Source organism: Phyllobacterium sp. 628, from assembly GCF_014189505.1.
Classification (GTDB): Bacteria; Pseudomonadota; Alphaproteobacteria; order Rhizobiales; family Rhizobiaceae; genus Phyllobacterium.
The window spans coordinates 387,619-412,220 of sequence record NZ_CP050302.1 but is presented as its reverse complement, the minus strand read 5'-3'; the positions used below and the strand labels follow the sequence as shown (position 1 = coordinate 412,220).

21 protein-coding genes and 1 pseudogene are annotated in these 24,602 nt (G+C 56.7%); 16 read left to right on the top strand and 6 right to left on the bottom strand.

Annotated features, from left to right (window positions below; genetic code table 11):
* Nucleotides 1-80 precede the first annotated feature (80 nt).
* From HB779_RS22510 to HB779_RS22500, 3 genes are all read left to right on the top strand, one after another.
* Nucleotides 81-2,570, top strand: coding sequence for a DNA translocase FtsK (locus tag HB779_RS22510; protein ID WP_244642852.1), 2,490 nt, complete (start codon nucleotides 81-83; stop codon nucleotides 2,568-2,570).
* Nucleotides 2,571-2,750: 180 nt separating this feature from the next.
* Nucleotides 2,751-3,959: a hypothetical protein gene (locus HB779_RS22505; RefSeq protein WP_244642787.1), complete on the top strand. Its 1,209-nt coding sequence runs from the start codon at nucleotides 2,751-2,753 to the stop codon at nucleotides 3,957-3,959.
* A gap of 213 nt (nucleotides 3,960-4,172) precedes the next feature.
* Nucleotides 4,173-5,462, top strand: coding sequence for an Hsp70 family protein (locus HB779_RS22500; protein WP_188346186.1), 1,290 nt, complete (start codon nucleotides 4,173-4,175; stop codon nucleotides 5,460-5,462).
* Between the two features lie 20 nt (nucleotides 5,463-5,482).
* Here HB779_RS22500 and HB779_RS22495 read toward each other — a convergent pair whose 3' ends face one another.
* Complete coding sequence (locus HB779_RS22495) at nucleotides 5,483-5,773, bottom strand: hypothetical protein (protein ID WP_188346185.1); 291 nt, start codon at nucleotides 5,771-5,773, stop codon at nucleotides 5,483-5,485.
* Between the two features lie 258 nt (nucleotides 5,774-6,031).
* On the opposite strand from HB779_RS22495, the gene HB779_RS22490 reads away from it, so the two are divergent.
* A complete protein-coding gene (locus HB779_RS22490; protein ID WP_305848993.1) occupies nucleotides 6,032-7,105 on the top strand; it encodes a tartrate dehydrogenase in 1,074 nt (357 codons plus the stop codon).
* Nucleotides 7,106-7,118: 13 nt separating this feature from the next.
* On the opposite strand, the gene HB779_RS22485 is transcribed toward HB779_RS22490, so the two are convergent.
* The 3 genes from HB779_RS22485 to HB779_RS22475 all read right to left on the bottom strand — a co-directional run bounded on the left by HB779_RS22485 (nucleotide 7,119) and on the right by HB779_RS22475 (nucleotide 8,424).
* Nucleotides 7,119-7,415, bottom strand: a complete 297-nt coding sequence (locus tag HB779_RS22485) for a YkgJ family cysteine cluster protein (RefSeq protein ID WP_188346184.1) — start codon at nucleotides 7,413-7,415, stop codon at nucleotides 7,119-7,121.
* Nucleotides 7,416-7,420: 5 nt separating this feature from the next.
* On the bottom strand, nucleotides 7,421-7,600 hold the full coding sequence (locus tag HB779_RS22480) for a hypothetical protein (protein ID WP_188346183.1): 180 nt from the start codon (nucleotides 7,598-7,600) through the stop codon (nucleotides 7,421-7,423).
* A gap of 158 nt (nucleotides 7,601-7,758) precedes the next feature.
* Complete coding sequence (locus HB779_RS22475) at nucleotides 7,759-8,424, bottom strand: TetR family transcriptional regulator (protein WP_188346418.1); 666 nt, start codon at nucleotides 8,422-8,424, stop codon at nucleotides 7,759-7,761.
* A 212-nt stretch (nucleotides 8,425-8,636) separates the two neighbouring features.
* Between HB779_RS22475 and HB779_RS22470 the strand changes: the two genes are divergently transcribed.
* Together HB779_RS22470 and HB779_RS22465 are read left to right on the top strand one after the other, a co-directional pair.
* The gene (locus HB779_RS22470; protein ID WP_188346182.1) at nucleotides 8,637-9,812 is read left to right on the top strand and encodes an efflux RND transporter periplasmic adaptor subunit; all 1,176 of its coding nucleotides are present in this window, start codon (nucleotides 8,637-8,639) and stop codon (nucleotides 9,810-9,812) included.
* A pseudogene (locus tag HB779_RS22465) lies at nucleotides 9,809-12,959 on the top strand (efflux RND transporter permease subunit). The gene HB779_RS22470 and the pseudogene HB779_RS22465 overlap by 4 nt, the downstream one beginning before the upstream one ends.
* Here the strand turns inward: HB779_RS22465 and HB779_RS22460 are convergent.
* Nucleotides 12,877-13,470, bottom strand: a complete 594-nt coding sequence (locus tag HB779_RS22460; protein ID WP_188346181.1) for a DUF3592 domain-containing protein — start codon at nucleotides 13,468-13,470, stop codon at nucleotides 12,877-12,879. The pseudogene HB779_RS22465 and the gene HB779_RS22460 sit on opposite strands and share 83 nt — an antisense overlap.
* Between HB779_RS22460 and HB779_RS22455 the strand changes: the two genes are divergently transcribed.
* From HB779_RS22455 to HB779_RS22410, 10 genes are all read left to right on the top strand, one after another.
* Nucleotides 13,469-13,753, top strand: coding sequence for a hypothetical protein (locus tag HB779_RS22455; RefSeq protein WP_188346180.1), 285 nt, complete (start codon nucleotides 13,469-13,471; stop codon nucleotides 13,751-13,753). The genes HB779_RS22460 and HB779_RS22455 overlap by 2 nt on opposite strands.
* A gap of 88 nt (nucleotides 13,754-13,841) precedes the next feature.
* Nucleotides 13,842-15,425, top strand: coding sequence for an ABC transporter substrate-binding protein (locus tag HB779_RS22450; protein WP_188346179.1), 1,584 nt, complete (start codon nucleotides 13,842-13,844; stop codon nucleotides 15,423-15,425).
* A 72-nt stretch (nucleotides 15,426-15,497) separates the two neighbouring features.
* Nucleotides 15,498-16,478 (top strand): ABC transporter permease, encoded by a 981-nt coding sequence (locus HB779_RS22445; RefSeq protein ID WP_188346178.1) that lies wholly within the window; start codon nucleotides 15,498-15,500, stop codon nucleotides 16,476-16,478.
* Nucleotides 16,478-17,395, top strand: a complete 918-nt coding sequence (locus HB779_RS22440; RefSeq protein WP_188346177.1) for an ABC transporter permease — start codon at nucleotides 16,478-16,480, stop codon at nucleotides 17,393-17,395. Before HB779_RS22445 ends, HB779_RS22440 begins: the two co-directional genes overlap by 1 nt.
* Nucleotides 17,392-19,236 (top strand): ABC transporter ATP-binding protein, encoded by a 1,845-nt coding sequence (locus HB779_RS22435; protein WP_188346176.1) that lies wholly within the window; start codon nucleotides 17,392-17,394, stop codon nucleotides 19,234-19,236. The genes HB779_RS22440 and HB779_RS22435 overlap by 4 nt, the downstream gene beginning before the upstream one ends.
* 56 nt (nucleotides 19,237-19,292) lie before the next feature.
* Complete coding sequence (locus HB779_RS22430) at nucleotides 19,293-20,054, top strand: DeoR/GlpR family DNA-binding transcription regulator (protein ID WP_188346175.1); 762 nt, start codon at nucleotides 19,293-19,295, stop codon at nucleotides 20,052-20,054.
* Complete coding sequence (locus tag HB779_RS22425) at nucleotides 20,047-21,327, top strand: Zn-dependent hydrolase (RefSeq protein ID WP_188346174.1); 1,281 nt, start codon at nucleotides 20,047-20,049, stop codon at nucleotides 21,325-21,327. Before HB779_RS22430 ends, HB779_RS22425 begins: the two co-directional genes overlap by 8 nt.
* 8 nt (nucleotides 21,328-21,335) lie before the next feature.
* Nucleotides 21,336-22,301 carry a phosphotransferase family protein gene (locus HB779_RS22420; RefSeq protein WP_188346173.1) on the top strand — a complete coding sequence of 322 codons (966 nt, stop codon included), beginning with the start codon at nucleotides 21,336-21,338 and terminating at the stop codon, nucleotides 22,299-22,301.
* Nucleotides 22,302-22,325: 24 nt separating this feature from the next.
* Nucleotides 22,326-23,267 (top strand): choline/ethanolamine kinase family protein, encoded by a 942-nt coding sequence (locus tag HB779_RS22415; protein ID WP_188346172.1) that lies wholly within the window; start codon nucleotides 22,326-22,328, stop codon nucleotides 23,265-23,267.
* Between the two features lie 70 nt (nucleotides 23,268-23,337).
* Complete coding sequence (locus HB779_RS22410) at nucleotides 23,338-24,120, top strand: inositol monophosphatase family protein (protein ID WP_188346417.1); 783 nt, start codon at nucleotides 23,338-23,340, stop codon at nucleotides 24,118-24,120.
* Between the two features lie 55 nt (nucleotides 24,121-24,175).
* On the opposite strand, the gene HB779_RS22405 is transcribed toward HB779_RS22410, so the two are convergent.
* The gene (locus tag HB779_RS22405) at nucleotides 24,176-24,592 is read right to left on the bottom strand and encodes a DoxX family protein (RefSeq protein ID WP_188346171.1); all 417 of its coding nucleotides are present in this window, start codon (nucleotides 24,590-24,592) and stop codon (nucleotides 24,176-24,178) included.
* Between the last annotated feature and the right edge of the window lie 10 nt (nucleotides 24,593-24,602).

Genomic DNA, 24,602 nt, shown 5'->3' with positions numbered 1-24,602 from the left:
CGACACGGCGTTCGATGGAAGCTCCGGTTGCGACTGAGCCATCTGCCGCTGCAAAGCGTCCGCAGGTGCGTACACCTGTGATGCTTGAGCCGGATACAGATCCGACGGCACCAATCTCGAAGCGCATGTTTTCTCTTTCCGCCAATGTGCGGTTTACCCGCACGCCGGATGCTGTCCTGCGCAAGGATCGCGGCGAAACCGAAAATGAGATTGCACCCGCCGTCTCCAAGCCGGACAAATTGGCCGTATCGGTCAAGACCCCGGCCGCACCGCCTGCTCCGCCAGTGGTGAAAGCCCGTATGGGTGCGCCCGTCGCAGAAAAGAAAGCCGTTGTGCCGGAAACGCCGATACAGAAAATGCACACGGAGATTGAAACCAGTTTGCTTCGCGGAACGATGTTCCCGGCAAGCTATGCCGCGCCGGTTGTCACCGGCACATCCGCTGCTGTCAGTGCTCCGTCCGGTATTCAGATAACTGCCGGCACCTACACCCCTGTTGATCATCTCTCGGATTATGCATTCTGGGAATCAATGGAATTCGGCGGTGGTCTCGTCCCGGTTCAAACCGTTGCAACTCCAAAGACCGTGCGCAAGATAGCGCCGGATGCGATCACTGCGTTGTTCCGGGTTGTCGAACTGCGCCAGCCAGGCCAGTTCGCAGCGTCCATTGCGATGACGGAAGCACCCGTACCCTCGCCTGTGCCAGTCGCATTTGTTTCTGCTCCCGTGGCGGTGCCGAAACCAGCGCCGATTGTACTCGAACCCACGCCGCTTGCCGAGATCAGAGCTGTACCGGCACCGGTTGTTGCGGCGCCTGTCGCGGCAAAGCCCGTGGTAACGCCAGCTGTTGTCAGTGTGCGTGAGCAGGCCGAAAACGTTGCTGTTGCCGAAACACCGAAGCCCGACACCGCCGTCGAGGACAAGCCCTCGCGGCTGCAGGTGACGGTGCGCAAGGAACAGTCGCTGGTCCCGACGCGGCGCCTTATGGCGCAGCCGGTTCAATCCTACGGCGAGACCTATGAACGCCCGCCTTTGTCGCTGTTGCAGGAGCCGGCGGAACGCACTGAAGTGGTGATCACGCAGGAAGCGCTAGAACAGAATGCCGGGCTTCTTGAGGCCGTGCTCGAAGATTTCGGCATCCGCGGCGAGATCATTCACGTACGGCCGGGTCCGGTCGTTACACTCTACGAGTTTGAGCCTGCACCTGGCATCAAATCATCCCGCGTCATTGGTCTTGCTGACGATATCGCGCGTTCGATGTCGGCCTTGTCGGCCCGTGTTGCCGTGGTCCCCGGACGCAATGTTATCGGCATCGAGCTGCCGAACCAGACCCGTGAGACCGTGTATTTCCGCGAGATGATTGCTTCGACTGATTTTGAGAGCACGAAACTCAAGCTGGCACTGTGCCTCGGCAAGACCATTGGCGGCGAACCTGTCATTGCCGAACTGGCGAAAATGCCCCATCTGCTCGTTGCCGGAACTACCGGTTCGGGCAAATCCGTAGCGATCAACACAATGATCCTGTCGCTGCTCTACCGGCTTACCCCCGAGGAGTGCCGCCTGATCATGGTCGATCCGAAGATGCTGGAATTGTCGATCTATGACGGCATCCCGCACCTGCTGACGCCTGTCGTGACAGATCCGAAGAAGGCTGTGATGGCGCTGAAATGGGCGGTCCGCGAGATGGAAGACCGCTACCGTAAGATGTCGAAACTCGGCGTGCGCAACATTGACGGGTTCAATGCCCGCGCTGCCCTTGCCAAGGAAAAAGGCGAGACGGTGATGAGCACCGTTCAGACCGGCTTCGACAAGGGAACTGGCGAAGCCATCTATGAACAGGAAGTCATGGACCTGACGCCGATGCCCTACATCGTCGTTATTGTCGACGAGATGGCCGACCTGATGATGGTGGCCGGCAAGGACATCGAAGGCGCCATTCAGCGGCTGGCGCAGATGGCGCGTGCTGCCGGTATCCATCTGATCATGGCAACTCAGCGTCCATCGGTCGATGTCATCACCGGTACGATCAAGGCGAACTTCCCCACCCGTATCTCGTTTCAGGTGACGTCGAAGATCGACAGCCGCACCATTCTGGGTGAACAGGGTGCCGAGCAGCTGCTGGGTCAAGGTGACATGCTGCATATGGTCGGCGGCGGGCGCATCTCCCGCGTGCATGGGCCATTCGTTTCCGATGAGGAAGTCGAACGCGTTGTCGCCCATCTGAAGGCACAGGGCCGTCCGGATTATCTCGATACGGTTACGGCTGACGAGACCGAAGATGAAGAACCGGAGGCGGACACCGGCGGTGCCGTATTCGACAAGAGTGCAATGGCGTCTGAAGACGGCAACGAACTCTACGATCAGGCGGTCAAAGTTGTGCTGCGCGACAAGAAGTGCTCAACCTCCTATATCCAGCGCCGGCTTGGCATTGGCTATAACCGCGCTGCTTCGCTGGTGGAGCGGATGGAAAAGGAAGGGCTTGTCGGACCGTCCAACCACGTTGGCAAGCGGGAGATCCTGTCGCACAGCCGGGACAATGCCCCGCACAGCAACGGTGATATGCCGGACTGATCCAGATTGATCGTTTGGTTATTGTGGTCGCCGTTGTTCATTTCTGTTGAGAATTGAACGGGCGATGACAGCTCCCATAAAATCCATTAATGGCTCGCTGTTCTTCTCTGGAATTGCTGCGAGAATGTAATGACACAATCACAAATCTGCCGTTATATTTGATGGATAAGGCCTTCGAGATTGCGTCTCAACGATCATGCTGATCGTGTCGAAATCAACGAAAACGGGCTGCTTCAGGGTGATGGTGGAATGAAATTCTTCTGGCAATTTCTGCTCGTTTCTTTTGGCCTGATCTGTTTTGCCGAACAAGGCATGGCGGATATTTCGGTTAGAGAAGAAAAGCTTTCCCTACCTATTCGCATGGGTTCCAAAACAGAACAGATGGAAACGTTGATCGTGCGACCAGTCGACGGGGAAAAGTTTCCACTTGTCCTTATTGTTAACGGGTCGGCCGGATCTACCCCGTCAAAGATGCACGCCGATTGGTTGGCATCGATCGCCCATGACTTTGCGCATCGAGGTTATATTGCTGCCTCTGTCGTATGGCTTGGATACGGTCATTCTACTGGAACCTTTGTCGAAAATGGAGGCAATTGCTCAAAACCCACCGTTTCAAAATTTCTCGATACGCGCGGAAATCAGCTTGAAGCAGCATTGAATGCATTGCATGCCCGCGAGGACGTTGACCCATCCGTAACGTTGGGCCTCGGCATATCCATTGGTGGGGCATCAATGCTCGATCTTGCGGGACGCTCGAACAGGCCTTTGACCGCGGTCATCAATCTATCTGGCGGTGTTTATCATTCCAACACGGTGATTGTACCGGCTTCAAACTGCTCGTTGTATCAGAATGATCTTGTGCGAAATTTCACCAATTTTGGTAGAAACAACCCGACACCCACACTTTGGGTCTATGCGGAAAATGATCCGTATTTCGGCCCCAAGCTCGTTCAACGCATGTTGGCTGGGTACCGCTCGCAGGGTGGTCAAGTCGATTTCGCCGGATTGCCGCCTTTCGAAAAGAATGGACATACATTGTTCAAGTCAGAGGCAACGGTGCTTATCAAACCACGGCTTGATGATTTCTTGCGGCGTAATCACCTCCCCGCGATGAATGAAGATGAATTGGCACCGCTCCTTTCCAGTCTCACGGCGAGTGGCCGTGCGAATGCCGAGCTTTACATTAAAAATACGACCGAAAAAGCCTTGGCAATAGCCGATGAGACCAAGGTTATGTATTGGCATTACGGCGCTCGGACAATCGAGGAAGCACGACAAGAAGTGTTGGCTTACTGCCAGAAAGAGAGCGTCAAGGCATGCCGCGTTATAGCCGAGAATTCACGTTTGATCGATGGCTGGAGAGATGTAGTTCTGGGATCGAGCCAGTAGCAGGCCGTTCATTTTAAAAGCCGATGACATCAAGAAGGTCGGCACCCATTGATCGGCGCTTCCTTTTACAGGACCATTCCACTAAATCGCGCGGCTGGTCTTGCATCGGCCGCGCAGCCATGTCATGAGGCGCGTCCCTGATTTTGGACGGTGCGTGGCCCGTTCGCGGGCTTGTCCCGATTTCTGACATTGATGACATAAGGAGCGCGGCACATGGCTCAGGCGCTGGGTTTCGACTTTGGCACAACCAATACGGTTCTGGCATTGGCGGATGGATCGGTGACGCGCTCGCTGGCCTTCACCAATGCAACTGGAACGGCCGATAGCATGCGTACGGCTCTGTCGTTCATGAAGGATCCGATTGTCGGCGCATCGGCGCTCAAGGTCGAAGCCGGACATGCGGCGATCCGCCAGTTCATCGACAATCCCGGCGATTGCCGCTTCCTGCAATCCATCAAGACCTTTGCCGCCAGCGCTCTGTTCCAGGGCACACTGATTTATGCCAAGCGCCATTCGTTTGAAGATTTGATGGAAATCTTTGTGCGCCGCCTCAAGACTTATGCCGGGGATGGCTGGCCTGCCGACATCAAGCGCGTGGTGACTGGCCGGCCTGTGCATTTCGCCGGTGCAAATCCCGATCCGGATTTGGCCACCGCGCGTTACAATGAAGCCCTCACGCGTTTCGGTTTCCCCGAAATTCATTATGTCTATGAGCCTGTCGCGGCGGCATTCTATTTCGCCCAAAATCTGAAAGCGGATGCGACTGTACTGGTGGCGGATTTCGGCGGGGGCACCACCGATTATTCGTTGATCCGTTTTGAAACTATTGGTGGCAAGCTCAGCGCTACGCCGATCGGCCATTCCGGTGTTGGCATTGCCGGGGATCATTTTGACTCCCGCATGGTTGATGCCATTGTAGCGCCGCAGATTGGAAAGGGGAGCTTTTTCAAGAGTTTTGATAAAACGCTTGAAGTGCCGTCTTCCTATTACGCCAATTTCAGCCGCTGGAACCAGCTTTCGATCTTCAAGACGACGCGGGAATTCTCCGAGCTGAAGAAGCTGGTGCGCGCCAGTTTGGAGCCGGAAAAGCTGGAGATGTTTGTTGATCTTGTCGATCACGACGAGGGCTATCCGCTCTATCAGGCGGTATCGGCAACAAAGCTGGCGCTCTCCACAGCCGAAGAAGCGGAATTCAATTTTTCACCGCTGGGACGCGGTGGGCGCACGATGATCAAGCGCAGCGAATTCGAGGGGTGGATTGCCGGCGATCTCACTCGCATTGAAGGTGCACTCGATGACGTGCTGGAAAAAACCAACACAGCAGCCGGTGATATCGACAAGGTATTCCTGACCGGTGGCACATCCTTCGTTCCGGCAGTGCGGCGTATCTTCACCCAGCGTTTCCCGCATGACCGCATCGAGAGCGGCGGCGAATTGCTGTCTATCGCCCATGGTCTCGCGCTGATTGGCGAGCACGACGATATCGGCCAGTGGACTGCCTGAGAAAGTTCAGGCCGCAGAATTCAAATATCGAACTCGCGCCAGAGTGACGCCTTGCGGATGTCATGCGCGGGTTTTTCGCCATCGCTGCAGAATGTGATGGATGACTTGTCATTGATGCGCTGGTTCATTTGAGCCTTGGTGACGGATGATGTCACGGACATTATATCCGGCCATTCCGACTGTGCCTCAAAGGCGGTGGTCGCAACCAGTCCGGCACAAAGCGATAGGCTGAGCAGATAGATCCGACCGAGGTTCTGCGGGCCTTCAGTGCGGTCTTTCACGTAGTCCGGTTCTCGATCGATATCGGGCATGATAAATCTCCGGATGTGGCATTTTTAAAAAAGTGTCGGTGCATAAATGGATTCGTAGGCTGAGCGAATTACAGATCAAATAAGGTCAAGTTTTTGTCCGGCAAGGACACTTCGGAATCACTTCTTTTTGATAAGTCTTAATCGCTATGGATTGCCGGGCTCGCGAAAACATCAAGCCGTTAATAATTCGCCGTGTCAGGCTATGCGGACCCTGCCCGCGTGTTATGCTTTTGTATAACGACAGGGATGGAGCGTCCGATGGTATTGCAGAATTCCTACCGTATTGCGGTCATTCCCGGTGACGGAATTGGCAAGGAAGTCGTTCCAGAAGGCATCAGGGTGCTGGAAGCGGTAGCGGCGCGTTTTGGCATCGGGCTTAAGCTCGAGTGGCACGATTTTGCCTCCTGCGATTATTACGTCAAGCACAAGAAAATGCTCCCCGATGACTGGTTCGAAACGCTTTCGCGCTATGATGCGATTTTCTTTGGTGCCGTTGGCTGGCCGGAGCTTGTGCCTGACCATATTTCGCTGTGGGGCTCGCTGATCCAGTTTCGCCGGGCTTTCGATCAATATGTGAACCTGCGCCCCGTCCGGTTGATGCCGGGTGTCCCCTGCCCTCTGGTTGGCCGCAAGCCAGGTGACATCGATTTCTATGTGGTGCGCGAAAATACCGAGGGTGAATATTCCTCCATGGGCGGGCGGGCTTTTGCCGGGACGGAGCGGGAGGTTGTGATTCAGGAAACGATCATGACCCGCACCGGCATAGATCGCATCCTGCGCTATGCCTTTGACCTTGCCCGAAAGCGTGACAAAAAACACCTGACATCGGCAACGAAATCCAACGGCATATCAATTACCATGCCCTATTGGGATGAACGCGTGGAGACGATGGGTGCCAACTATCCGGACATTCGCCGCGATAAGTACCATATCGATGCGCTGGTGGCGCATTTCGTGCTCAACCCCGATCGTTTCGATGTGGTGGTGGCGTCCAATCTGTTCGGCGATATTCTCTCTGATCTCGGTCCGGCTTGCACCGGAACAATCGGCATCGCACCATCGGGCAATATCAATCCGACGGGCGAGTTTCCATCCCTGTTTGAACCCGTGCATGGCTCGGCGCCCGATATTGCCGGGAAAGGTATCGCCAATCCACTTGGTCAGATCTGGTCGGCGGCCATGATGCTCGATCATCTTGGGCATTCCGATGCGGCCAGCCACATCGTAGCGGCGATGGAGCGCGTGCTGCTCAGCCCGGCCGGACGCACGGTCGATCTCGGCGGGACGGCGAGCACGGAAGTGTGTGGTCGCGCGGTTGCAGCGGAAATCTAGATCAGGGGGAATCTCAAAGATTATGCGCGGCCCGGGCCATAAGGCATTCCGGGTCCCCCGGCATGCAGGCATGGCAAACATCCGGGCGCACGTCATAAATCCCGCAGGCTGTGAATTTACCAATCTCGCCTGTCAGTGCCGAGCACCGAACACCAATGCAACGCATGCCGCTTTCGTCGCTGGCCACATATTTGGCAGGAATCTTTGCGAGTTGCTCGTCATCCTCGGTGGAAAACCGCGGCCATTGCGAGGAATAGCAGCAGCAGGCACCACAGGTCTGGCAATCGAAAACTTCGCCGGATTCTGCCATGCGGCTTATTTGCCCTTGCGCTTGCGCGGCGGGAGTTTGGGTGCCGCATTGAAAAGGTCTTTGTCGGATGTGTCACCATCGGCATTGAGGTCAACTGCAGCCGGTTCGCGCTTGGCAGGCTCGGCCTTCTTGGCAGCCGCTGGACCCGTGCTGGTCTCTTCCTTGGTGGTGAATTTGATCGCCATGGTTCAATCCTCTCGTTTTCGCCCTGATGAGCGACACGGAGTGCAAGGGCAGGCCGACAGCGCAGGAAGGGAGCTGTTGTTTATCCTGTACAGTGCTTTGATACTAGGTCGCGAACGCATAAATCTGGCTGAAATGGTATCAAACCTTCGATCTATAATTACGCCACCAGCTGCTTTTTCAGCCTGACAACCGGCACTTGGACCGGGATCGCCTTTTTGCGGAGGGAGTCGACAATGGCTGTCATCGTCTGACTTCCGGCTGCGACCAGATCAAAGGATTTTTCCAGCCGCATCCATTCGAACAAAAGGCCGCTCATTGTGCTTTGCAGCGCGCGCGCTGCAATTTCAGGCTCCCATTGCGGCGAAAGCACGCCGCGCTTGCGCGCAAGCCTGGTCAGCCGCAACAGCATCTGCTGCACTTCCTCATTAAGCGCGCTCAGGCGCTGCAGAACTTGCGCCATCTCGCCGACATACTCGCAGCGCTGGGTGATGATGGTGAAGACGCGCTGCTTGCGCTGATCACCGGCGAAATTTTCGAGGCAAAAAATTCCCGCATCGAGCGCCACATCAAGCGGGTCGCTGTTCTCGCAATGGAATGCTTTTGCCAGCAAATCATCCTGTGGCAGCCGCACCCGCTCCACCACGTCCTGATAGAGCTGAAGCTTATCCTTGAAATGAAAATAGATTGCGCCGCGCGTCACGCCGGCATGTTCGGCAATTTGGTTAAGTGTCGATTGATTGACACCGTGTTCCAAAAAAACTGTCTCCGCGGAATCCAGTATGGCTTCCCGCGTTTCTCCGGCTTCCGCCTTTGTCCTGCGCATCACGTTTCCTTCCCTCGGGTGGTCCCTCCTGGGGTGCCGGAACATCGTCTGCCAGGTGTCGCGCTGCGGCTTGTCGTACCGCTGGTTCGATAACCCAAACGTGATCGTGTCCAGTCTACTTTCCGACACAATATCACGATTACGTTTGTTTACAATCACGGATGTATGTTTGTACATGCGCCCAGATATTCCTCGGACAAGCGAACCCTCCCATGACTTTGCTCCGCACCCGTTTTCTCGGTCTTGTTTTTCTCTCTGGCATCGCAATGGCAGTCGGTTCACCCGCTAATGCGCAGCAGGCCGGGGGAAAGACACCGCCGCCGCCTCAGGTCACGGCCGTGGCCGTGCATCCGGAGGAAGTTGATCTTTCCTACCAATATGCAGCCCGTATCACTGCCTACCGTGACGTACAGGTCCGGGCGCGTGTTGGCGGTATCCTGATGCACCGCAACTTTGTCGAAGGCTCCGAGGTCAAGGCCGGTGATCTGTTATTCGAGATTGACCCTGCCCCCTATGAAGCCGAACTTGCCCGCGTACAGGCGCAGTTGCAGCAGGCACAGGCACAGTACGATCAATCTGTCCGCGACGCTGCTCGCGCCCAGACGCTGGTCGATCAGAAAGTGCAAAGCACTGCCGCCCGCGACACGGCGGTCTCCACACGTGATTTGAATGCGGCGGCGGTCGCTGCTGCCAAGGCGCAGGTGCGGACATCGGAACTCAATCTGCAATACACCAAAGTCACCGCGCCGATTGGCGGCGTGACAAGCCGCGAGCAGGTTTCTGAAGGCAGTTTGATCGGCACGGATTCCGGATCAAGCCTGTTGACCTCGATCACCCAGACCGATCCTGTCTATATCAACTTCTCCTTCACCGACACGGAAGCAGCCGAAATCCGCCGCCTGCTGGATGAACGCAAGGCAAAGGGCCTCGAAGCCAACAAGCTCTCGGTCAAGCTCTCCTTCGGTGACGGCACAGTCTACAACCATCTTGGCACAATCGACTTCACCTCCAGTAGCCTTGATCTGGAAACAGGCACGCTCGGCGTGCGTGCCATTGTCGATAATCCGGACCGGCGTCTTCTGCCGGGCCAGTTCGTCCGGGCGACCGTGACGGGTGTTACCGTCAACGATACCATTGTCATTCCTGAAGCTGCGCTGATGCAGGGCCCGAAAGGACAGTTCGTCTACGTCGTGAACAGTGAGAACAAGGCGGAAGTCCGTCCGCTCAGCCTCGGCCAGCAGGTCGACAAAGGCTGGATCGTGCTGTCCGGCCTCAATGCTGGTGACCGGGTGGTCACGGAAGGCGTTATAAAGGTCAGGCCGGGGCAACTGGTTGCAGCTTCCGAAACATTGAAGCAGGCGCTGGTGACTCCAGTGGTGACCCAATGAATCGTTTCTTCATTGACCGCCCGGTTTTCGCGGCCGTCATTTCGATTATCATCGTTCTTGCTGGTATCATTGCGATACGGGTGCTGCCGATTGCCCAATATCCGGAACTGACACCGCCGCAGGTGGTGGTCAGCGCCAATTATCCGGGCGCCAGTGCAGAAACAATCGCACAGACCGTTGCATCGCCGCTTGAGCAGCAGATCAACGGCGTCGAGAACATGCTCTATATGCAGTCGACGAACTCAGCCAGCGGCCAGATGCAGCTGACCGTGACCTTTGCCCTTGGCACCAATGCCGATCAGGCGACGATCAACGTCAACAACCGCGTGCAGCGTGCTACGTCCACCTTGCCACAGGATGTCACCCGTCAGGGCGTGACTGTCACCAAGCGCAACTCCTCGATCCTTGGCCTGGTGGCGATGTTCTCCGCCGGCAGCCAATATGACCGCACTTACATCGGCAACTATGCGCTGCTGAATGTTGTTGATGACCTCAAGCGTATTCCGGGTGTCGGCGATGCGCAGGTCCTTGGCAATCCCAACTATTCCATGCGCATCTGGCTGCGCCCTGATAAGCTGGCACAGTATAATCTGACGCCAACGGACGTTGCTGCGGCTGTGCGCGAGCAGAACTCGCAGTTCGCTGCGGGCAAGTTTGGCGATCAGCCTGATCCGCAATCCAATGCCTTCACCTATTCGGCCACCACCATGGGCCGTTTGCCGGATCTCGAAGGCGTTCGAAAACATCATCCTGCGCTCGTCTGCCAATGCGGCAACCCTGCGGCTGGGCGATGTCGCGCGCATCGAGCTCGGCGCTCAAAGCTATGCGGTTGACAGCAAGCTCAATGGTACGGCGGCCATTCCGATTGCTGTCTATCTGCAGCCCGGCGCCAATGCGCTCAATACGATGGAAGCCGTGCGCACGCGCATGGATGAGCTGAAAGTCGCCTTTCCGCCCGGCATGGATTATTCCATTCCCTACAACACCACCAAGTTCATTCAGGCTTCCATCGATGAAGTGATCACCACGTTCATCGAGGCGATTGTCCTCGTCGTTCTCGTGGTCTTCATCTTCCTGCAAAACTGGCGTGCCACACTTATCCCCGTCATCGCCGTACCGATCTCGATTATCGGCACCTTTGCCGGCATGTATGTCCTCGGCTTTTCCATCAACCTGCTGACCCTGTTTGGTCTGGTTCTGGCCATTGGTATCGTGGTTGATGATGCGATCGTGGTGCTGGAAAACGTCGAACGCATCATGTCGACAGAAAAGCTGCCGCCGCGTGAGGCGGCGATCAAGGCGATGGGCGAGGTCACCGGTCCGGTGGTCGCCATCGTGCTTGTGCTCTGCGCAGTGTTCGTGCCGGTTTCCTTCATGGGCGGGCTTGCGGGCGCCATGTACAAGCAGTTCGCTGTGACCATTGCCATGTCCGTTACGATCTCCGGCATCGTCGCGCTGTCACTGACCCCGGCCCTCTGCGCCCTCATCCTCAAACCCGGCCATCACGAACCGGCTTTGCCGTTTCGTATTTTCAACCGCGCGTTCGAACGGGTTGCCAATGGCTATACATCGGGTGTGCAGTTCCTGATCAAGCGTGTGGCCATCGGCCTGACGCTGTTTGCCGTCCTCATCGGCGGCACCGCCTATATGTTCCACAAAATACCGGGATCGCTGGTTCCGGATGAAGATCAGGGTGTGCTTCTCAGCGTTGCCGTCCTGCCGCCGGCAGCATCGCTGACGCGCACGGAAGCTGCTATGGCAACGGCGTCGCAGAATATGGCGAAGCACCCGGCCGCCGAGAATGTCTTTGCTATTTCCGGTTTCGACCTTCTCTCCGGCGGGCAGAAATCCAGCGCCGGAACAACCTTCCTGACGCTCAAGGATTGGAGCCAGCGCAAGACGCCGGAGCTTGATGCGCGCAACATGGCGGGTGCTGTCATCGGTATGAATGCCGGGATCAAGGATGCGATGATCCTTGCGTTCAATCCACCGCCCATTCAGGGTCTCAGCACGACAGGCGGTTTTGAACTTTACGTGCAGAACCGTACGGGCAGTGATGTCGCCAAGCTGACCGAAACCACGACCAAGATTGTGGAGGCGGCTTCCAAGCGGCCGGAGTTGACGGCTGTGCGGACTACGTTCGACCCCAATGTGCCGCAATACCAGTTGAACCTTGACCGCGACAAGGCCAAGGCTCTCAATGTACCGATCAGCTCTGTCTTTGATGCCATGCAGGCGACATTCGGCAGCCTCTATGTCAATGACTTCACGCTCTATGGCCGTAACTATCAGGTGAACCTGCAATCGGAGGCGGATTTCCGCCGCACGCCCGAAGATTTGCGGCAGGTATTCGTGCGCGCCGATTCCGGCAGCATGATCCCGCTGAGCGCGCTGGTCACTGTCCAGCGCATCGTCGGGCCTGATCAGCTTGAACGCTTCAACGCCTTCAGTGCGGCCAAAGTGACGGGCAATCCGGCTCCGGGTTACACCTCGGGCGATGCGATCAAGGCTATGCAGGAAGTGGCCAAGGAAAATCTGCCTGAAGGCTTCCAGATCGCCTGGACCGGGTCGTCCTTCCAGGAACTGGCGACGAGCGGTTCCGGCTCACAGGCGATGATATTCGGTATCATCATGGTCTTCCTGATCCTCGCCGCCCAGTACGAAAAATGGAGCCTGCCCCTCGCGGTTATCATGGCGGTGCCTTTTGCCCTGTTCGGCGCTCTGGCGGCAACCATGCTGCGCGGTCTGACCAATGACGTCTACTTCCAGATCGGTATGGTGACGCTCATCGGATTGGCGGCGAAGAACGCCATTCTGATTGTCGAGTTCGCGGTGCTGAAACGGCAGGAGGGTTATTCAGCGGCCGAAGCGGCCATCGAAGCGGCGCGGCTGCGCTTCCGCCCGATTGTCATGACCTCGCTGGCGTTTATTCTGGGTGTCGTGCCGCTCGCCATCAGCACGGGTGCGGGTTCCGCCAGCCGCCACGCAATTGGTACGGGCGTTATCGGCGGCATGCTGGCGGCGACTTTCATCGCCACTTTCTTTATCCCGATGTTCTATCGCCTCATCGCTTGGAAAGATCCGGGGAAGAAGAAATCATCCTTGCCGGATACGCAGCATTCTCCGGCTCCTGCCCCAGCAGAATAAATGCAAAATGTCCCCCGCTCCTATGGATCGGGGGACATCTTTTTGCAGGGATGGTTTTCCCCGGTTGTTTCTTGCGGTGTGACCCAAACCAGCGAAACTGTATCCGCAGAAACATCGAGCATGTAAGCCCGCCAAACACCAGAAATAGGCCTGTGGTGATGACCGGTCCGAGCCACAAGCTCCAGAAGCTGTTGATCTCCGCTGATCGCGGATTGGCAGGCTCATAAAGAACCTGAACCACCTCGTTGGTTTCAAAAGCTGGCGGGTTGCTGCCAACGGATGATTGAAACTCGATCCTTTCGCCAGCCGGTGTGTTGAACTCCACCACCGGCTTATAAACGACACTGCCATCCCCACGTGAACGCTCGGGCATCATGGCGATGACCCGTCCCTGTGCATGCTCCGCACGAACGATAAAGCGATGTGTCTTCAGCAACAGAATGCCGGTGGCGGCGAAGAGGATGATTGTGGCGGCGAGGAATAAACGCCTGGTAAGAGCGGACTTTTGCATGGCCCAGACTTTTACCGACGTTTATCCGCAGATCAAGCAGCCCGTTGCCGGGGTTGCGGAAACAGTGGACGACTTCAGCCAATCTGTTCCTGGTGGAATAAAAATGCCCAAAAAATGTGGTTTTGTGGTTTTCTCAAAAATTATTTTTTACGGCACATATCAGCATTTTGCATGGTTATGCACCAAGTCGACTAATATTGTGGCTCCTCATGATGCAATATCTGGCATAAAGTCCTTTATAATAGGCATTTTTAATGATCTGCTGATTTGCTGTGCACTGTAATATTCGTGACCAGAAATACCCCTATTGTCACATCGCCCAACCTTTGTTAGCGTCGGGAAAACCACAAAACCACAATAAGGGGAATGTCATGCCAAGTATAAGCAGACGTAGGTTTTTAACGCATACCGCAGCCTTGGGTGCCGGTGCGGCCCTTCTGAATGTGAATCCGGACTTCTTCTTCTCGTCAGCATTTGCCCAGAGCGGCAAGCCAATGGTTTTCCTCTCCGCCGAGAATATCACAGGCAACTGGGATCCGACATCCCATACGACCCTGTCGCAGATCAATGTGCAGGCTTTTGTCATGGGCTTTCTGACCCGCACGCCGATGCGTCTCGATAACCCTGAGGAAACTGTCTACGAACTGGCAACCAGCATCAAGCTGCTCGACCCGAACACGCTGGAAATCAAACTGCGTGACGACGTCAAATTCCATGACGGCAAGCCGTTCAAGGCGGAGGATGTCAAGGCAACGTTTGAATATGGCTCGCGCAAGGATCGTCCGGCGCAATGGTATCCCGGCCCGACCGAAACGCTTGATATCACCACGCCGGATGACCACACGGTTCTGGTCAACACCGCCAAGGGCGGCTATCCGGCCCACCTCTTCGTCTTCCTCGCCTCCTATCTGCCGATGATGTCGGCCACCGATATCGCAGGCGGACCGTCCGGCCCGCTGACACAGCGCCTCAACGGTACAGGCCCTTTCAAGTTTGTCGCCCAGCGCGGCAATGATACGGTGCTGGAAGCCAACAAGGACTATTTTCGCGGTGAGCCAAAAATTCCCGGCATCAATTTTACCTTTGTCGGCGATGCAACCACGCGCATGCTGTCATTGCTGAACGGTCAGGCCTCCATCGTTGAGCGGCTTGAACCGGAACAGGTGACCACGCTGGAAGGCAACAAGAACATTGCCATCAACAGCGTTGTCTCGGTTGAGAACAAATATCTCTGGTTCCGCTGCTCCAAGCCGCCGTTCAACGATCCGAAGGTGCGCATGGCCGCCTGCCATGCCATCGATCTGGCAATGATCCGCGAAGTGCTAGGATCTGCCGGTCACGAGTCCTACAATTACGTCTCGCCGGTCAAATTCGGCTATACCGATCTTCCGAATTATCCGAAATATGATCCGGAAGCCTGCCAGAAGCTTTTGGCCGAAGCCGGTTTCCCCAAGGGCAAAGGCCTGCCGGACCTCGAGTACATCACCTCTGTCGGCTTCTATCCGAAGACCAAGGAATATGGCGAGGTCATCACCGGCATGCTGCAGGAACAGGGTTTTCCGGTCACGCTGACCGTACTCGAGCCTGCCGCATGGAATGAACGGTTGTATGACCGTCCGGGTGGTGGCCCCGGTCACATGATCGATTGCGGCTGGTCGACCGGTTCGCCCGAGCCTGATCTGGTTCTGCGCACGCATTTCCATTCCAGCTCCAAGCGCATCACCGGTATTGAGGACAAGGAAATCGATGCAGCGCTGGACAAGGAGCGCAATGCTCCCAATCTGGAAGAGCGCAAGAAAATCCTGCAGGGCGAAACCATGCCGCTTCTGGCCGAAAAGGTCCCTGCCCTCTCGCTGTTCACCTCTGTCATGATCCACGCGATGCAAAAGGATCTCGCCGGGCTGTTCATCTATCCTGATGGTACAATGGACGCTTCGAAAACCACGTTTGCGTGACGCGAATGTCGCTTGCCGCATCCCCGTGCAGTGTGTGCGGGAATGCGGGTCGATGATGCGGAGACCGCCTTCATGTTTGTTCTGAGTTTTCTGGTCAGACGGTTGTTGCAAGGGGCACTGATTGTGTTCCTTGTCTCGCTGCTGATTTTTACGCTCCTGCGTGTCGTGCCGGGCGATCCCGTCCGGCTGATGGCTGGCGGCATGGCGCCGGAAGCGTTGATTGAACAGATTGCCAAGGATATGGGCCTGCGCGATCCCATTGTCGTGCAGTTCGGCCGGTATATGAGCGGCGTGGTGCAGGGCGATCTTGGCCAATCCTTCGTGCGTCCGGCCAATGGCGCTTCGACGGGTGGTGCCAATTTCAATGATTCCACCCGTGGGGAACGGGCGAAAGTCCTCGATCTCATTCTGGAAACCTTGCCGATGACTTTGCAACTGGCGGGGCTCGCCATCGTCTTCGCCCTTGCCTTCTCGTTTCTGGTCGGGATACCGGGCGGTCTTGCGCCGGGGCGATGGCCGGACCGGCTCGCCTTTTACATATCCTCGATCTTCGTTTCCCTGCCGAACTTCTGGCTCGGCATCATTCTGGCGCTGTTGCTTTCGGTCAAGCTCGGCTGGCTTCCGGCCATCGGTTATCAGGGTTTCGCCTATACGATCCTGCCGGCAATTGTGCTTGCTGTTGAACTATCGCCGGTGCTCATCCGCACGCTTTCCGCGTCCATGGCCGGTATCATGATGGAGCCCTTCGTGGCGGTGGGCAAAGTGCGCGGTCTCAGCCGCTCGCGTATTGTCTTCGGTCATGCCCTGCGCAATGCCTCTGTGCCGCTGCTCAATCTCTTGGGTATCCAGTTCAGCGGGCTGCTCGGCGGCGTTCTGATCGTAGAGTTTATCTTCGATTATCCCGGTCTCGGGCTTCTCACCATCAACGCCGTGCTGCAGCGTGACTTTCCGCTCATTCAGGGGATCGCCATCGTCACCAGCGCCATTTTCGTCTTCATCAATATCGCCGTTGACCTCGTGGCGACAATGATCGATCCGAGGCTTGAATACTGATGAGTGTGATCGACGTCGTCCCCGCTGAAACAGCCGAAGCCGTCAGGAGTGCATCGATCTCCCGGCGCATATGGCGGCTGGCCATATCATCGAATGAATTCCGCGTTGGCCTTGCCGTGTGCCTTGTCCTGCTGGTAGCCGCGATTTTCTACCCGGAATGGAGCGGCATTGACCCGACCAAGATGAGCGTGCGCGAGCGCCTCATTCCGCCACTGTTCCTGCAACAGGGCTGGTCTTGGGCGCATCCGCTCGGCACCGACCAGATTGGCCGCGATATGCTGGTGCGCTCGCTCGTCGGTCTGCGCTATTCGTTCCTGATTGGTGTCAGTACCGTCATGCTGATGCTCTACGTCGGCTGTTCGCTTGGTATGATTGCCGGCTATTATGGCGGCAAGATCGACACGGTGATCATGCGCATCACCGACGCACAGCTTTCCATCCCGATGATCATCCTGGCCATTGCCGTGCTTGGTGTTTCCCGCCCGACCATTCCGGCAATTATTCTCGTGCTTGGTCTCTCGAGTTGGCCGACCTATGCCCGTGTGACCCGCAGTGTGGTCATGACCGAGCGTAAACGTGAATATGTCCGTGCGGCGCAGGTGATGGGTGCATCGAACCTGCGTATCATGATCCGCCTGCTGGCACCGCTGATCCTGCCGCCGATCATCTTTGTCTCGGTGCTCGATGTGGCGCGCATGATGATCTTTGAATCCATTCTTGGGTTCATCGGTCTTGGCGTGCAGCCGCCGACGCCAACGTTCGGCAACATCATTGCCGACGGGCGCAAATATCTGCTCAACGCGTGGTGGATTGCCACCATGCCGGGCATCTTCCTCTGCGTGACACTCACCAGCATCAATCTGATGGGCGCAGTGCTCGAACGGGCACGCAACCGAATCCACGGAGGTGTGTCATGACCCAGCCCGCCCCTCTTCTCGCCGTCCGTGATCTGTCGATTGATTTGCGCACTGGGTCCGGCAAGCGCCGCGTCCTCAGCGATATCAGTTTCGACTTGGCGCCGCGCGAAATTGTTGGCCTGATCGGTGCCAGTGGTTCCGGGAAGACCATCCTGTCCCGTGCGCTGGTCAACTGGATCGAACCGCCGCTGGAGATTGCGTCGGGCCAGGTCGAATACAAATCCAGCAACATTCTCACCGTTGCGCCGGGGCCTATGCGCAGGCTGCGGCGGGAGATCGCCTATGTCGGCGGTGATCCGATGGGTGCGCTCGATCCGACCCTCCCCGTTGGCCATCAAATCGTTGAAAAGCTGCGGGCCGTGGCGCCTGAGATAGGCGCGGCAGAAGCAGGCAAGCGCGTCGTCGATCTGCTGGATGCGGTGCGGATACCGTCGGCGAAAAACCGCTTTCATGAATATCCGTCGCAGTTCAGCGGCGGTATGATGCAGCGTGCGCTGATCGTTGATGCGCTGGTCAGCAATCCGGCGTTTCTCGTGGCTGACAATATCACGCAGCCGCTGGATGTGACCGTGGCGGCGCAGGTGCTGCGGCTTCTGCGCGAGCTGACCGAACGTTTCGATACGGCGGTGTTTTTCGTTTCTTCATCGCTGCCGGTCGTGAGTGACGTCGCCTCGCGCATTCTGGTTCTCGAAGAGGGACGGATTGTCGAACAGCAGGAAACCAAGGCGCTGGTGGCGCATCCTAAACATCCCTACACGTATGAGCTGATGTCGCAGATACCCAAGCTCTGGGCTGAAGGCGCGGCAAACGTTCCGGCATCGACCAGCAAGGATGTGGTGATCAGCGTGCGCGATGTGTGCCGGTCCTATACGGTGCGCAAGCGTGGAACCTTCGCGGCCTACAATACCGTGCGCGCCGTGCGTAATGTCACATTTGATGTTTTGGCCGGTGAGAATTTCGGGGTTGTGGGTGAGTCCGGTTGCGGCAAGTCCTCGATGATGCGGCTTTTGAGCCGGTTGGAGCTTCCCGACAGCGGTCAGGTTCTGTGCAATGGCGAGGACATTGCGCAACTGCGCGGCAAAGACCTTCTGAAGTTCCGGCGCAACTTCCAGCTTGTGCTGCAGGATCCGTTCAGTTCCCTGCCGCCGCGCACAGCCATCGGCGCCATTCTGGAAGAACCGTTGCGCACCCATGGCATGCGCGACAAACGCGAATTGCGCCACCGCGCGCTCACGGTGATGGATGAAGTCGGGTTGCCGTCATCGCTGTATGAAGAACTGCCGATTGGCCTCAGCGCCGGCCAGCGCCAGCGTATCAACGTGGCACAGGCGATGGTGTTGCAGCCGAAAGTCCTGATCATGGACGAAACCCTGTCTTCGCTTGACCAGACCGAGCAGTTCAAGCTCCTGAAACTCTTCGACAAGCTGCAGGCACAATACGGACTGACCTATGTTTTCATTTCGCATGACCTTGCCATGGTGCGGCGTGTCTGCAACCGCGTTGCGGTGATGTATCTCGGTGAAATCGTCGAGATCGCCCACAATGAACGCCTGTTTTTCGATCCGGGCCATCCCTATACGCGCACGCTGATGAGTGCGGTCCCGACTTTGGAGGAACGGCGTTACCGTCCCGAAGATTATCTTCTCGAAGGTGAGCCGCCAAGCCCGATCGATCTGCCGCCCGGTTGCAGTTTTGCCGGCCGCTGTCCGAATGTCATGGACCGGTGCCTGACACAGAGCCCGCATCTGACCGATCGCGGAGCCCACGATATGGCCGCCTGTTTCCTTCTCGATCCCGCGACGGCGCGGTCAAAAGATATTGCTGAAAGGGTCGTCGCATGAGCACCCGCAACCCTGGTAATCCCAATCATCAAAATACCGGCGAGAGGAGATAGCAAATGGCCCTTCCCGACGTGAGAGTGCAGGTTATTCTTGCCGAACTGGCCAAGAATGGACGTGTTGCGGTCAAGGATATTTCCAAGCGGCTGGATGTCAGCCGTGAAACCATCCGCCGTGACCTGAAGATTCTGGAGCGCGAGGGGCACCTGCGCTGTGTTTATGGCGGCGGTGTGAAACCGGTTGTCGGCCTCGATCAGCCCGCAGCCGAGCGCATGCGCATCAATGCGCGGGAAAAGGGGCGGCTCGCCGTTCTTGCGGCCAGGCTGGTGCAGAACGACACCAAGATTTTTATCGATTCCGGTTCGACCACGCTGGCATTTGCCCGCCACCTCCTCAAGATCGAGCGGTTGAACATTTTTACCAATTCGCTCGATATCGCGCAGCTTTTCGACGAGAGCTATTCGGGCAGCGTGACGGTTATAGGCGGCAAGCTTAATCCCTCCTATCGGGCGCTGTTTGGATCCTCGACGCTGGAAGCGATCAAAGGGCATTTGTTCGACGTGGCCTTCGTCAGTATAGCAGCGGTCGATTATAACTTTGGTTTCATGGATTACGGCGCTGATGAAGCGGCAGTGCGGCGTGAATTGCGCAAGCATTCCCGCCGCTGCATCATGCTCGCTGACAGCAACAAGTTCGGCCGTTCAGCCAATATCCGTACTCTCGAACTTCAGGACATAGATACGCTCGTGACAGATGCGCAACCACGGGTGGATTTTGCAGACAAACTGAAAGAAGCGCATGTTGAGGTCATTTATGCTTGAGTTCCGTAAAGCGGCTGCTCCTGTCCCCGCCATCGATGAAGTGGAGCTTCACCGGATGATGGACGAACTGTCGGTTATCGGCGGCGGCGAAGGCGGTTCGATGACCCGCCTCACCCTCTCCAAAGAGGATGGGCAGGCCCGCGACTGGTTTGCTGCCTGGGTGCGCGATCATGGCCTGCGCCTTGAAGTGGATGGCATCGGCAATATGTTCGGCATTCTTGACTGGGCTGGACCCGGTGCACCAACTGTCATGACCGGCTCACATCTCGACAGCCAGCCCAATGGCGGCCGCTTTGACGGTGCGCTGGGTGTTGTTGCCGCCTGTAACGCGGTTGATACCATCAAGCGAGCGGTCGAGAGCGGCAAGCTGACGCCCAAGGCCAATATGACCGTGGTGAACTGGACCAACGAAGAAGGCGCGCGCTTTCAGCCCAGCCTGCTCGGCAGTTCGGTTTATTCCGGCGCCCTGACATTGGATTTCGCGCTAAACCGGGTTGATGGCGACAACATATCCGTACGCGATGCGCTGTCCGATATTGGTTATGCCGGTACGAGCGCCCCTGCCCTGCCCGACGCCTATATCGAGTTGCACATTGAAGGCTCCGACAAGCTGGAAAAGGCCGGTCTCAAATTTGCGGCGTTCACGCGTTACTGGGGTGCAACGAAATACCGGCTGGCATTTCTCGGCAAGCAGGCTCACACCGGCCCGACGCCCATGGCCGAACGTCAGGATGCCGTGCTTGCCGCCGCCTATCTGATTGCCGAGCTGAAAGCCATGGCCGACCGGGGCGGGCTTGATCTGCACACATCGGTGGGGCGTCTCGAAGTGTTCCCGAATTCGCCCAATGTGGTGCCTGCCGAAGCTGTGCTGTTCATTGAGCTTCGCTCCGGTTCGCCGGAAATTCTGGAAAGTGCCGAGGCCGAATTCAAGGACAGGATCGAAGCATGTGCCCAGCGTGCGGGCGTTGGCTATGAAGTGCGCTCCGTGGATTACCGCAAGGCGGGTCGCATGGATGAAGGTCTTGTTACCCTTGCCACGCAAACCGCAACAAGCCTTGGTTATGAGACGCGCTATCTTGATACAATCGGCGGTCACGATGGTGTGGCTCTGGCCGATAAGTGCCCGTCCATCGTCATTGCGGTTCCAAGCGTTGGCGGTGTGATCCACCACCCCACGGAATTCACCACACCGGAAGACCGGGTGATCGGTACGCGTATTCTCACCAGCATGCTTTGGGACTTCTGCATGCTCGGCAATGTTCTGAAAGGCTGAGGCGGCAGATGAAAAAGACCGGCGAAGCCGCGAGCTCAGAAGAACTGGCGCTTGAGACAGTTATTGCTGCCGTTCCTGAATGGCAGGGGCAGTCTGTCGCCTATGAAAGACTGGTTCCTCCGGTTGTTTCACCGCTACACCGGGCCGTGGATGGCGATTGCTGGATGGTGGCAGTGGGTACGAAACAGCCACAGTTTTTTGTCAAAGTCCTCAACCCGGACTTTGTGCCCTATAGCTCCGGCATTATCGCCTATAATGCTGCGAAGAACGCGGCGGCGATTGGTGTAGCGCCGCAACCCCGGCATTTTGTTGCTGAACACCATGCCTATGTCTTCGATCTTCTGGATGCATCATGGCGCACCGCGCGTATGAATGATTTCGGCAATGAGCGCGTGACCGCCAATGTGATCAAGGCCAAGCAAGCGCTGCACGCAACGGCGCGTCTTGGAAAATCCTGGTCGGTCTTTGACGGCATTGCGCGGCTTGAGGCGGATCTCGCCGCCGCTGCCATTGTGCCGGAAGGTGATATCTGGTGGTTGCTGGACAATGCGGAGACGATAAAGGCTGCCCTCCACGCCGCCGGTACCGATGAAAAACCCGCCCATGCGGACGGACTTTCCTCCAACATCATGATCAATGGAGAAGACGAAATCCGTCTGGTCGATTTCGATCAGGCCTGTGACACCGATCCCTATTACGATATCGGCATTTTTCTCAACGAAGCGTTCCAGTTCGATGATGCCAAACGCGGCGCGATTGAAATTTTTGATGGCACCTACAGCGATGCGGCGCTGCATCGCTGTAAACTTTATGGCATTGCCGATGATCTGATGTGGGGCCTCTGGGGCATTCTGATGGACGCAACCTCGCCGCGCACCGCTCTTGAATATCTCAAATATGCACAATGGCGGCTGCTTCGATGCCGGATGGGCATTCTGGATCCCTACTTTGAAACCATGCTGCGCAAGCTATGACCGATATCCGGTAGGAGGACTGGCATGCAGAGTAAATCACTTGGTCAGGCGGCAACAGACTCCGAGAAGGAGCTCGAAGCGGTCCTCGTGGAAATCGTGGAGTGGCGGGGCAGCGCGCTGTCCTATTCCCCCGTGCTTGGCGGTATCAGCAACACCAACTGGCAGATCAGGATTGAAGGTCATGCCGTACCGTATTTTCTGAAAATGCCCGGCCAAGGCACCGAAATGTTTATTGACCGCAACGCCGCGCTTGAAGCGAGCCGCCGTGCCGAAGAGATCGGCATCGGCCCCAGAGGTTATCCCTATCTGGCGCATAAGGGCATAGAGATCACCGATTTCATTACCAATCGGCGTTCCTGCACCAACAAGGATTTTCGCGACGCGGCTGTCCGCAAAGCCGCTGTCGGGGTCTACCGGCAGTTTCATAATTCCGGTCAGCTTGGGTTGACGAAAACCGTGTTTGACATGATCGACGAGCATATCGAACAGGCCCGGACACTGAATGGCCGGTTTCCGGAGGATTTCGACTGGTTGCACAGCCAGTACCGCATGGCGCGTTCGGCGCTTGAAGCTTCGGGTATCGATCTCGTTCCCTGCTTCAATGATCCGATGCCCGGGAATTTCATGGTCGATGAAGCCAAGACCATCATGCTCATCGATTACGAATATGCATCCAACAATGACCGTTGTTACGACCTTGGAATCTGGTGCGGTGAAATGTTCTTCTCCAATGCCATCGAGAACGATGTCATCGAAGAATATTTCGGCCGGTTCGATCCGCAGATGTATGCGCGTCTTTATGTGCACAAGGCGCTCGCCGATATCAAATGGTCGACATGGGCGATGGTGCAACGGGAATTGTCGGCACTCGATTTCGATTTTTATAAATACGGTGCCTGGAAACATATGCGGGCCCGCAGCTATATGCGCGATCCCCGGTGGAAGGATTATCTCAAAATTGTCTGACGATGTCGAACTTCGCTGGCAGGATGCTGCCGGTGCGTCTTCACCCGAAGTCTTGATCGCAACAGGTGCGATGGCTTCTCCTGAAAAATCGGTCACCCCCGACATTTTCACCGTCGCCAATGCCATGGCCGATGCGGCGCGCAAACACGCGATCCGGTATTTTCGCCAGATATCAGACTATGACCGCAAGGGTGACGATAGCCCGGTTACTGTTGTTGACAAGTGTATCGAAGCGGAACTGCGACGCCTTGTGACCATTCATTTCCCGGAGCATTCCATTCTGGGCGAAGAAATGGGAGCCTGGGCCGGCAATGACAGCCTGTGGGTAATCGACCCTATTGATGGCACAAAAAGTTTCATCACCGGCATGCCGCTTTTCGACACCCTGATTGCCTATGTGGAGCGGGATGAACCCTTGCTGGGTATCATCGAAATGCCTGCGCTGTCAGAGCGCTGGATTGGCGCCAATGGCACAACGCGGAAGAATGGCCGGATTTGCAAAGTCAGCGGTTGTGAAGAGATTGAGGATGCGCGCATTTATACATCGTCGCCGGATGGTTTCGGCAATACCGACGATTTGGCCCGCTACAACCGTCTGAGCAAACAGGCAGCAATACGGCGTTTCGGCGGCGATTGTTACCAATATGCGCTGCTGGCATCAGGTCATTGCGATCTCGTGGTGGAGGCGTCGCTGATGCCCTACGACTATATGGCACTGGTGCCGGTCGTTGAAAATGCCGGCGGGTATATTTCCGACTGGCAGGGCAATCCTTTGACCTGTCAGTCCGATGGCAGGGTGATTGCTGCATCGAGCAACAAGCTCTGGCAGAAGGCTCTGAGCGAACTCAATTAGGTCGTAAAAGCAAAGACCGGATTTGCGTCTCGGCAAATCCGGTCTTTGTTAATGGTTAGAAAGCTTCGGCTGTCTTTGGCGAAGATGCACGGCGGGCATCGAGGCTCAAGCTGCCTGCACCGAAAGCCAAAACCTGAAGCAGACCGCCAGCGATGGCAATGTTCTTGAGGAAATGGATCATCTGGTTCTGGTCAGCCAGATTGCTGTGGAAGGCGAGTGCCGTCACGACTGTAAAGGCCGCAAGAACAATCGACACGATACGGGTCTGGTAACCCAGCACCAGCAGCAGGCCGCCGCCCACTTCAACGACGATGGCGACAAGATAGGCGAGCAGCGGCAGGGGAAGTCCTACGGCTGCGATGTAGCCTTGCGTGGCTTCCGGCGCAGCGATCTTGCCAAGACCGCTCAGGAGGAAAATCACGGCAAGAAGCAAACGGCCACCCGCCGCAATGTAAGAATTTGAGTTGGTCATGGGAGCCTCT

What these genes read in the sequence shown, in the direction of transcription:
- HB779_RS22510 (WP_244642852.1), top strand. Translation starts at nt 81, where the DNA reads ATGCTTGAGCCGGATACAGATCCGACGGCACCAATCTCGAAGCGCATG.
- HB779_RS22500 (WP_188346186.1), top strand. Translation starts at nt 4,173, where the DNA reads ATGGCTCAGGCGCTGGGTTTCGACTTTGGCACAACCAATACGGTTCTG.
- HB779_RS22495 (WP_188346185.1), bottom strand. Translation starts at nt 5,773, where the DNA reads ATGCCCGATATCGATCGAGAACCGGACTACGTGAAAGACCGCACTGAA.
- HB779_RS22490 (WP_305848993.1), top strand. Translation starts at nt 6,032, where the DNA reads ATGGTATTGCAGAATTCCTACCGTATTGCGGTCATTCCCGGTGACGGA.
- HB779_RS22485 (WP_188346184.1), bottom strand. Translation starts at nt 7,415, where the DNA reads ATGGCAGAATCCGGCGAAGTTTTCGATTGCCAGACCTGTGGTGCCTGC.
- HB779_RS22480 (WP_188346183.1), bottom strand. Translation starts at nt 7,600, where the DNA reads ATGGCGATCAAATTCACCACCAAGGAAGAGACCAGCACGGGTCCAGCG.
- HB779_RS22475 (WP_188346418.1), bottom strand. Translation starts at nt 8,424, where the DNA reads ATGCGCAGGACAAAGGCGGAAGCCGGAGAAACGCGGGAAGCCATACTG.
- HB779_RS22470 (WP_188346182.1), top strand. Translation starts at nt 8,637, where the DNA reads ATGACTTTGCTCCGCACCCGTTTTCTCGGTCTTGTTTTTCTCTCTGGC.
- HB779_RS22455 (WP_188346180.1), top strand. Translation starts at nt 13,469, where the DNA reads ATGGCCCAGACTTTTACCGACGTTTATCCGCAGATCAAGCAGCCCGTT.
- HB779_RS22460 (WP_188346181.1), bottom strand. Translation starts at nt 13,470, where the DNA reads ATGCAAAAGTCCGCTCTTACCAGGCGTTTATTCCTCGCCGCCACAATC.
- HB779_RS22450 (WP_188346179.1), top strand. Translation starts at nt 13,842, where the DNA reads ATGCCAAGTATAAGCAGACGTAGGTTTTTAACGCATACCGCAGCCTTG.
- HB779_RS22445 (WP_188346178.1), top strand. Translation starts at nt 15,498, where the DNA reads ATGTTTGTTCTGAGTTTTCTGGTCAGACGGTTGTTGCAAGGGGCACTG.
- HB779_RS22440 (WP_188346177.1), top strand. Translation starts at nt 16,478, where the DNA reads ATGAGTGTGATCGACGTCGTCCCCGCTGAAACAGCCGAAGCCGTCAGG.
- HB779_RS22435 (WP_188346176.1), top strand. Translation starts at nt 17,392, where the DNA reads ATGACCCAGCCCGCCCCTCTTCTCGCCGTCCGTGATCTGTCGATTGAT.
- HB779_RS22430 (WP_188346175.1), top strand. Translation starts at nt 19,293, where the DNA reads ATGGCCCTTCCCGACGTGAGAGTGCAGGTTATTCTTGCCGAACTGGCC.
- HB779_RS22425 (WP_188346174.1), top strand. Translation starts at nt 20,047, where the DNA reads ATGCTTGAGTTCCGTAAAGCGGCTGCTCCTGTCCCCGCCATCGATGAA.
- HB779_RS22420 (WP_188346173.1), top strand. Translation starts at nt 21,336, where the DNA reads ATGAAAAAGACCGGCGAAGCCGCGAGCTCAGAAGAACTGGCGCTTGAG.
- HB779_RS22415 (WP_188346172.1), top strand. Translation starts at nt 22,326, where the DNA reads ATGCAGAGTAAATCACTTGGTCAGGCGGCAACAGACTCCGAGAAGGAG.
- HB779_RS22410 (WP_188346417.1), top strand. Translation starts at nt 23,338, where the DNA reads ATGGCTTCTCCTGAAAAATCGGTCACCCCCGACATTTTCACCGTCGCC.
- HB779_RS22405 (WP_188346171.1), bottom strand. Translation starts at nt 24,592, where the DNA reads ATGACCAACTCAAATTCTTACATTGCGGCGGGTGGCCGTTTGCTTCTT.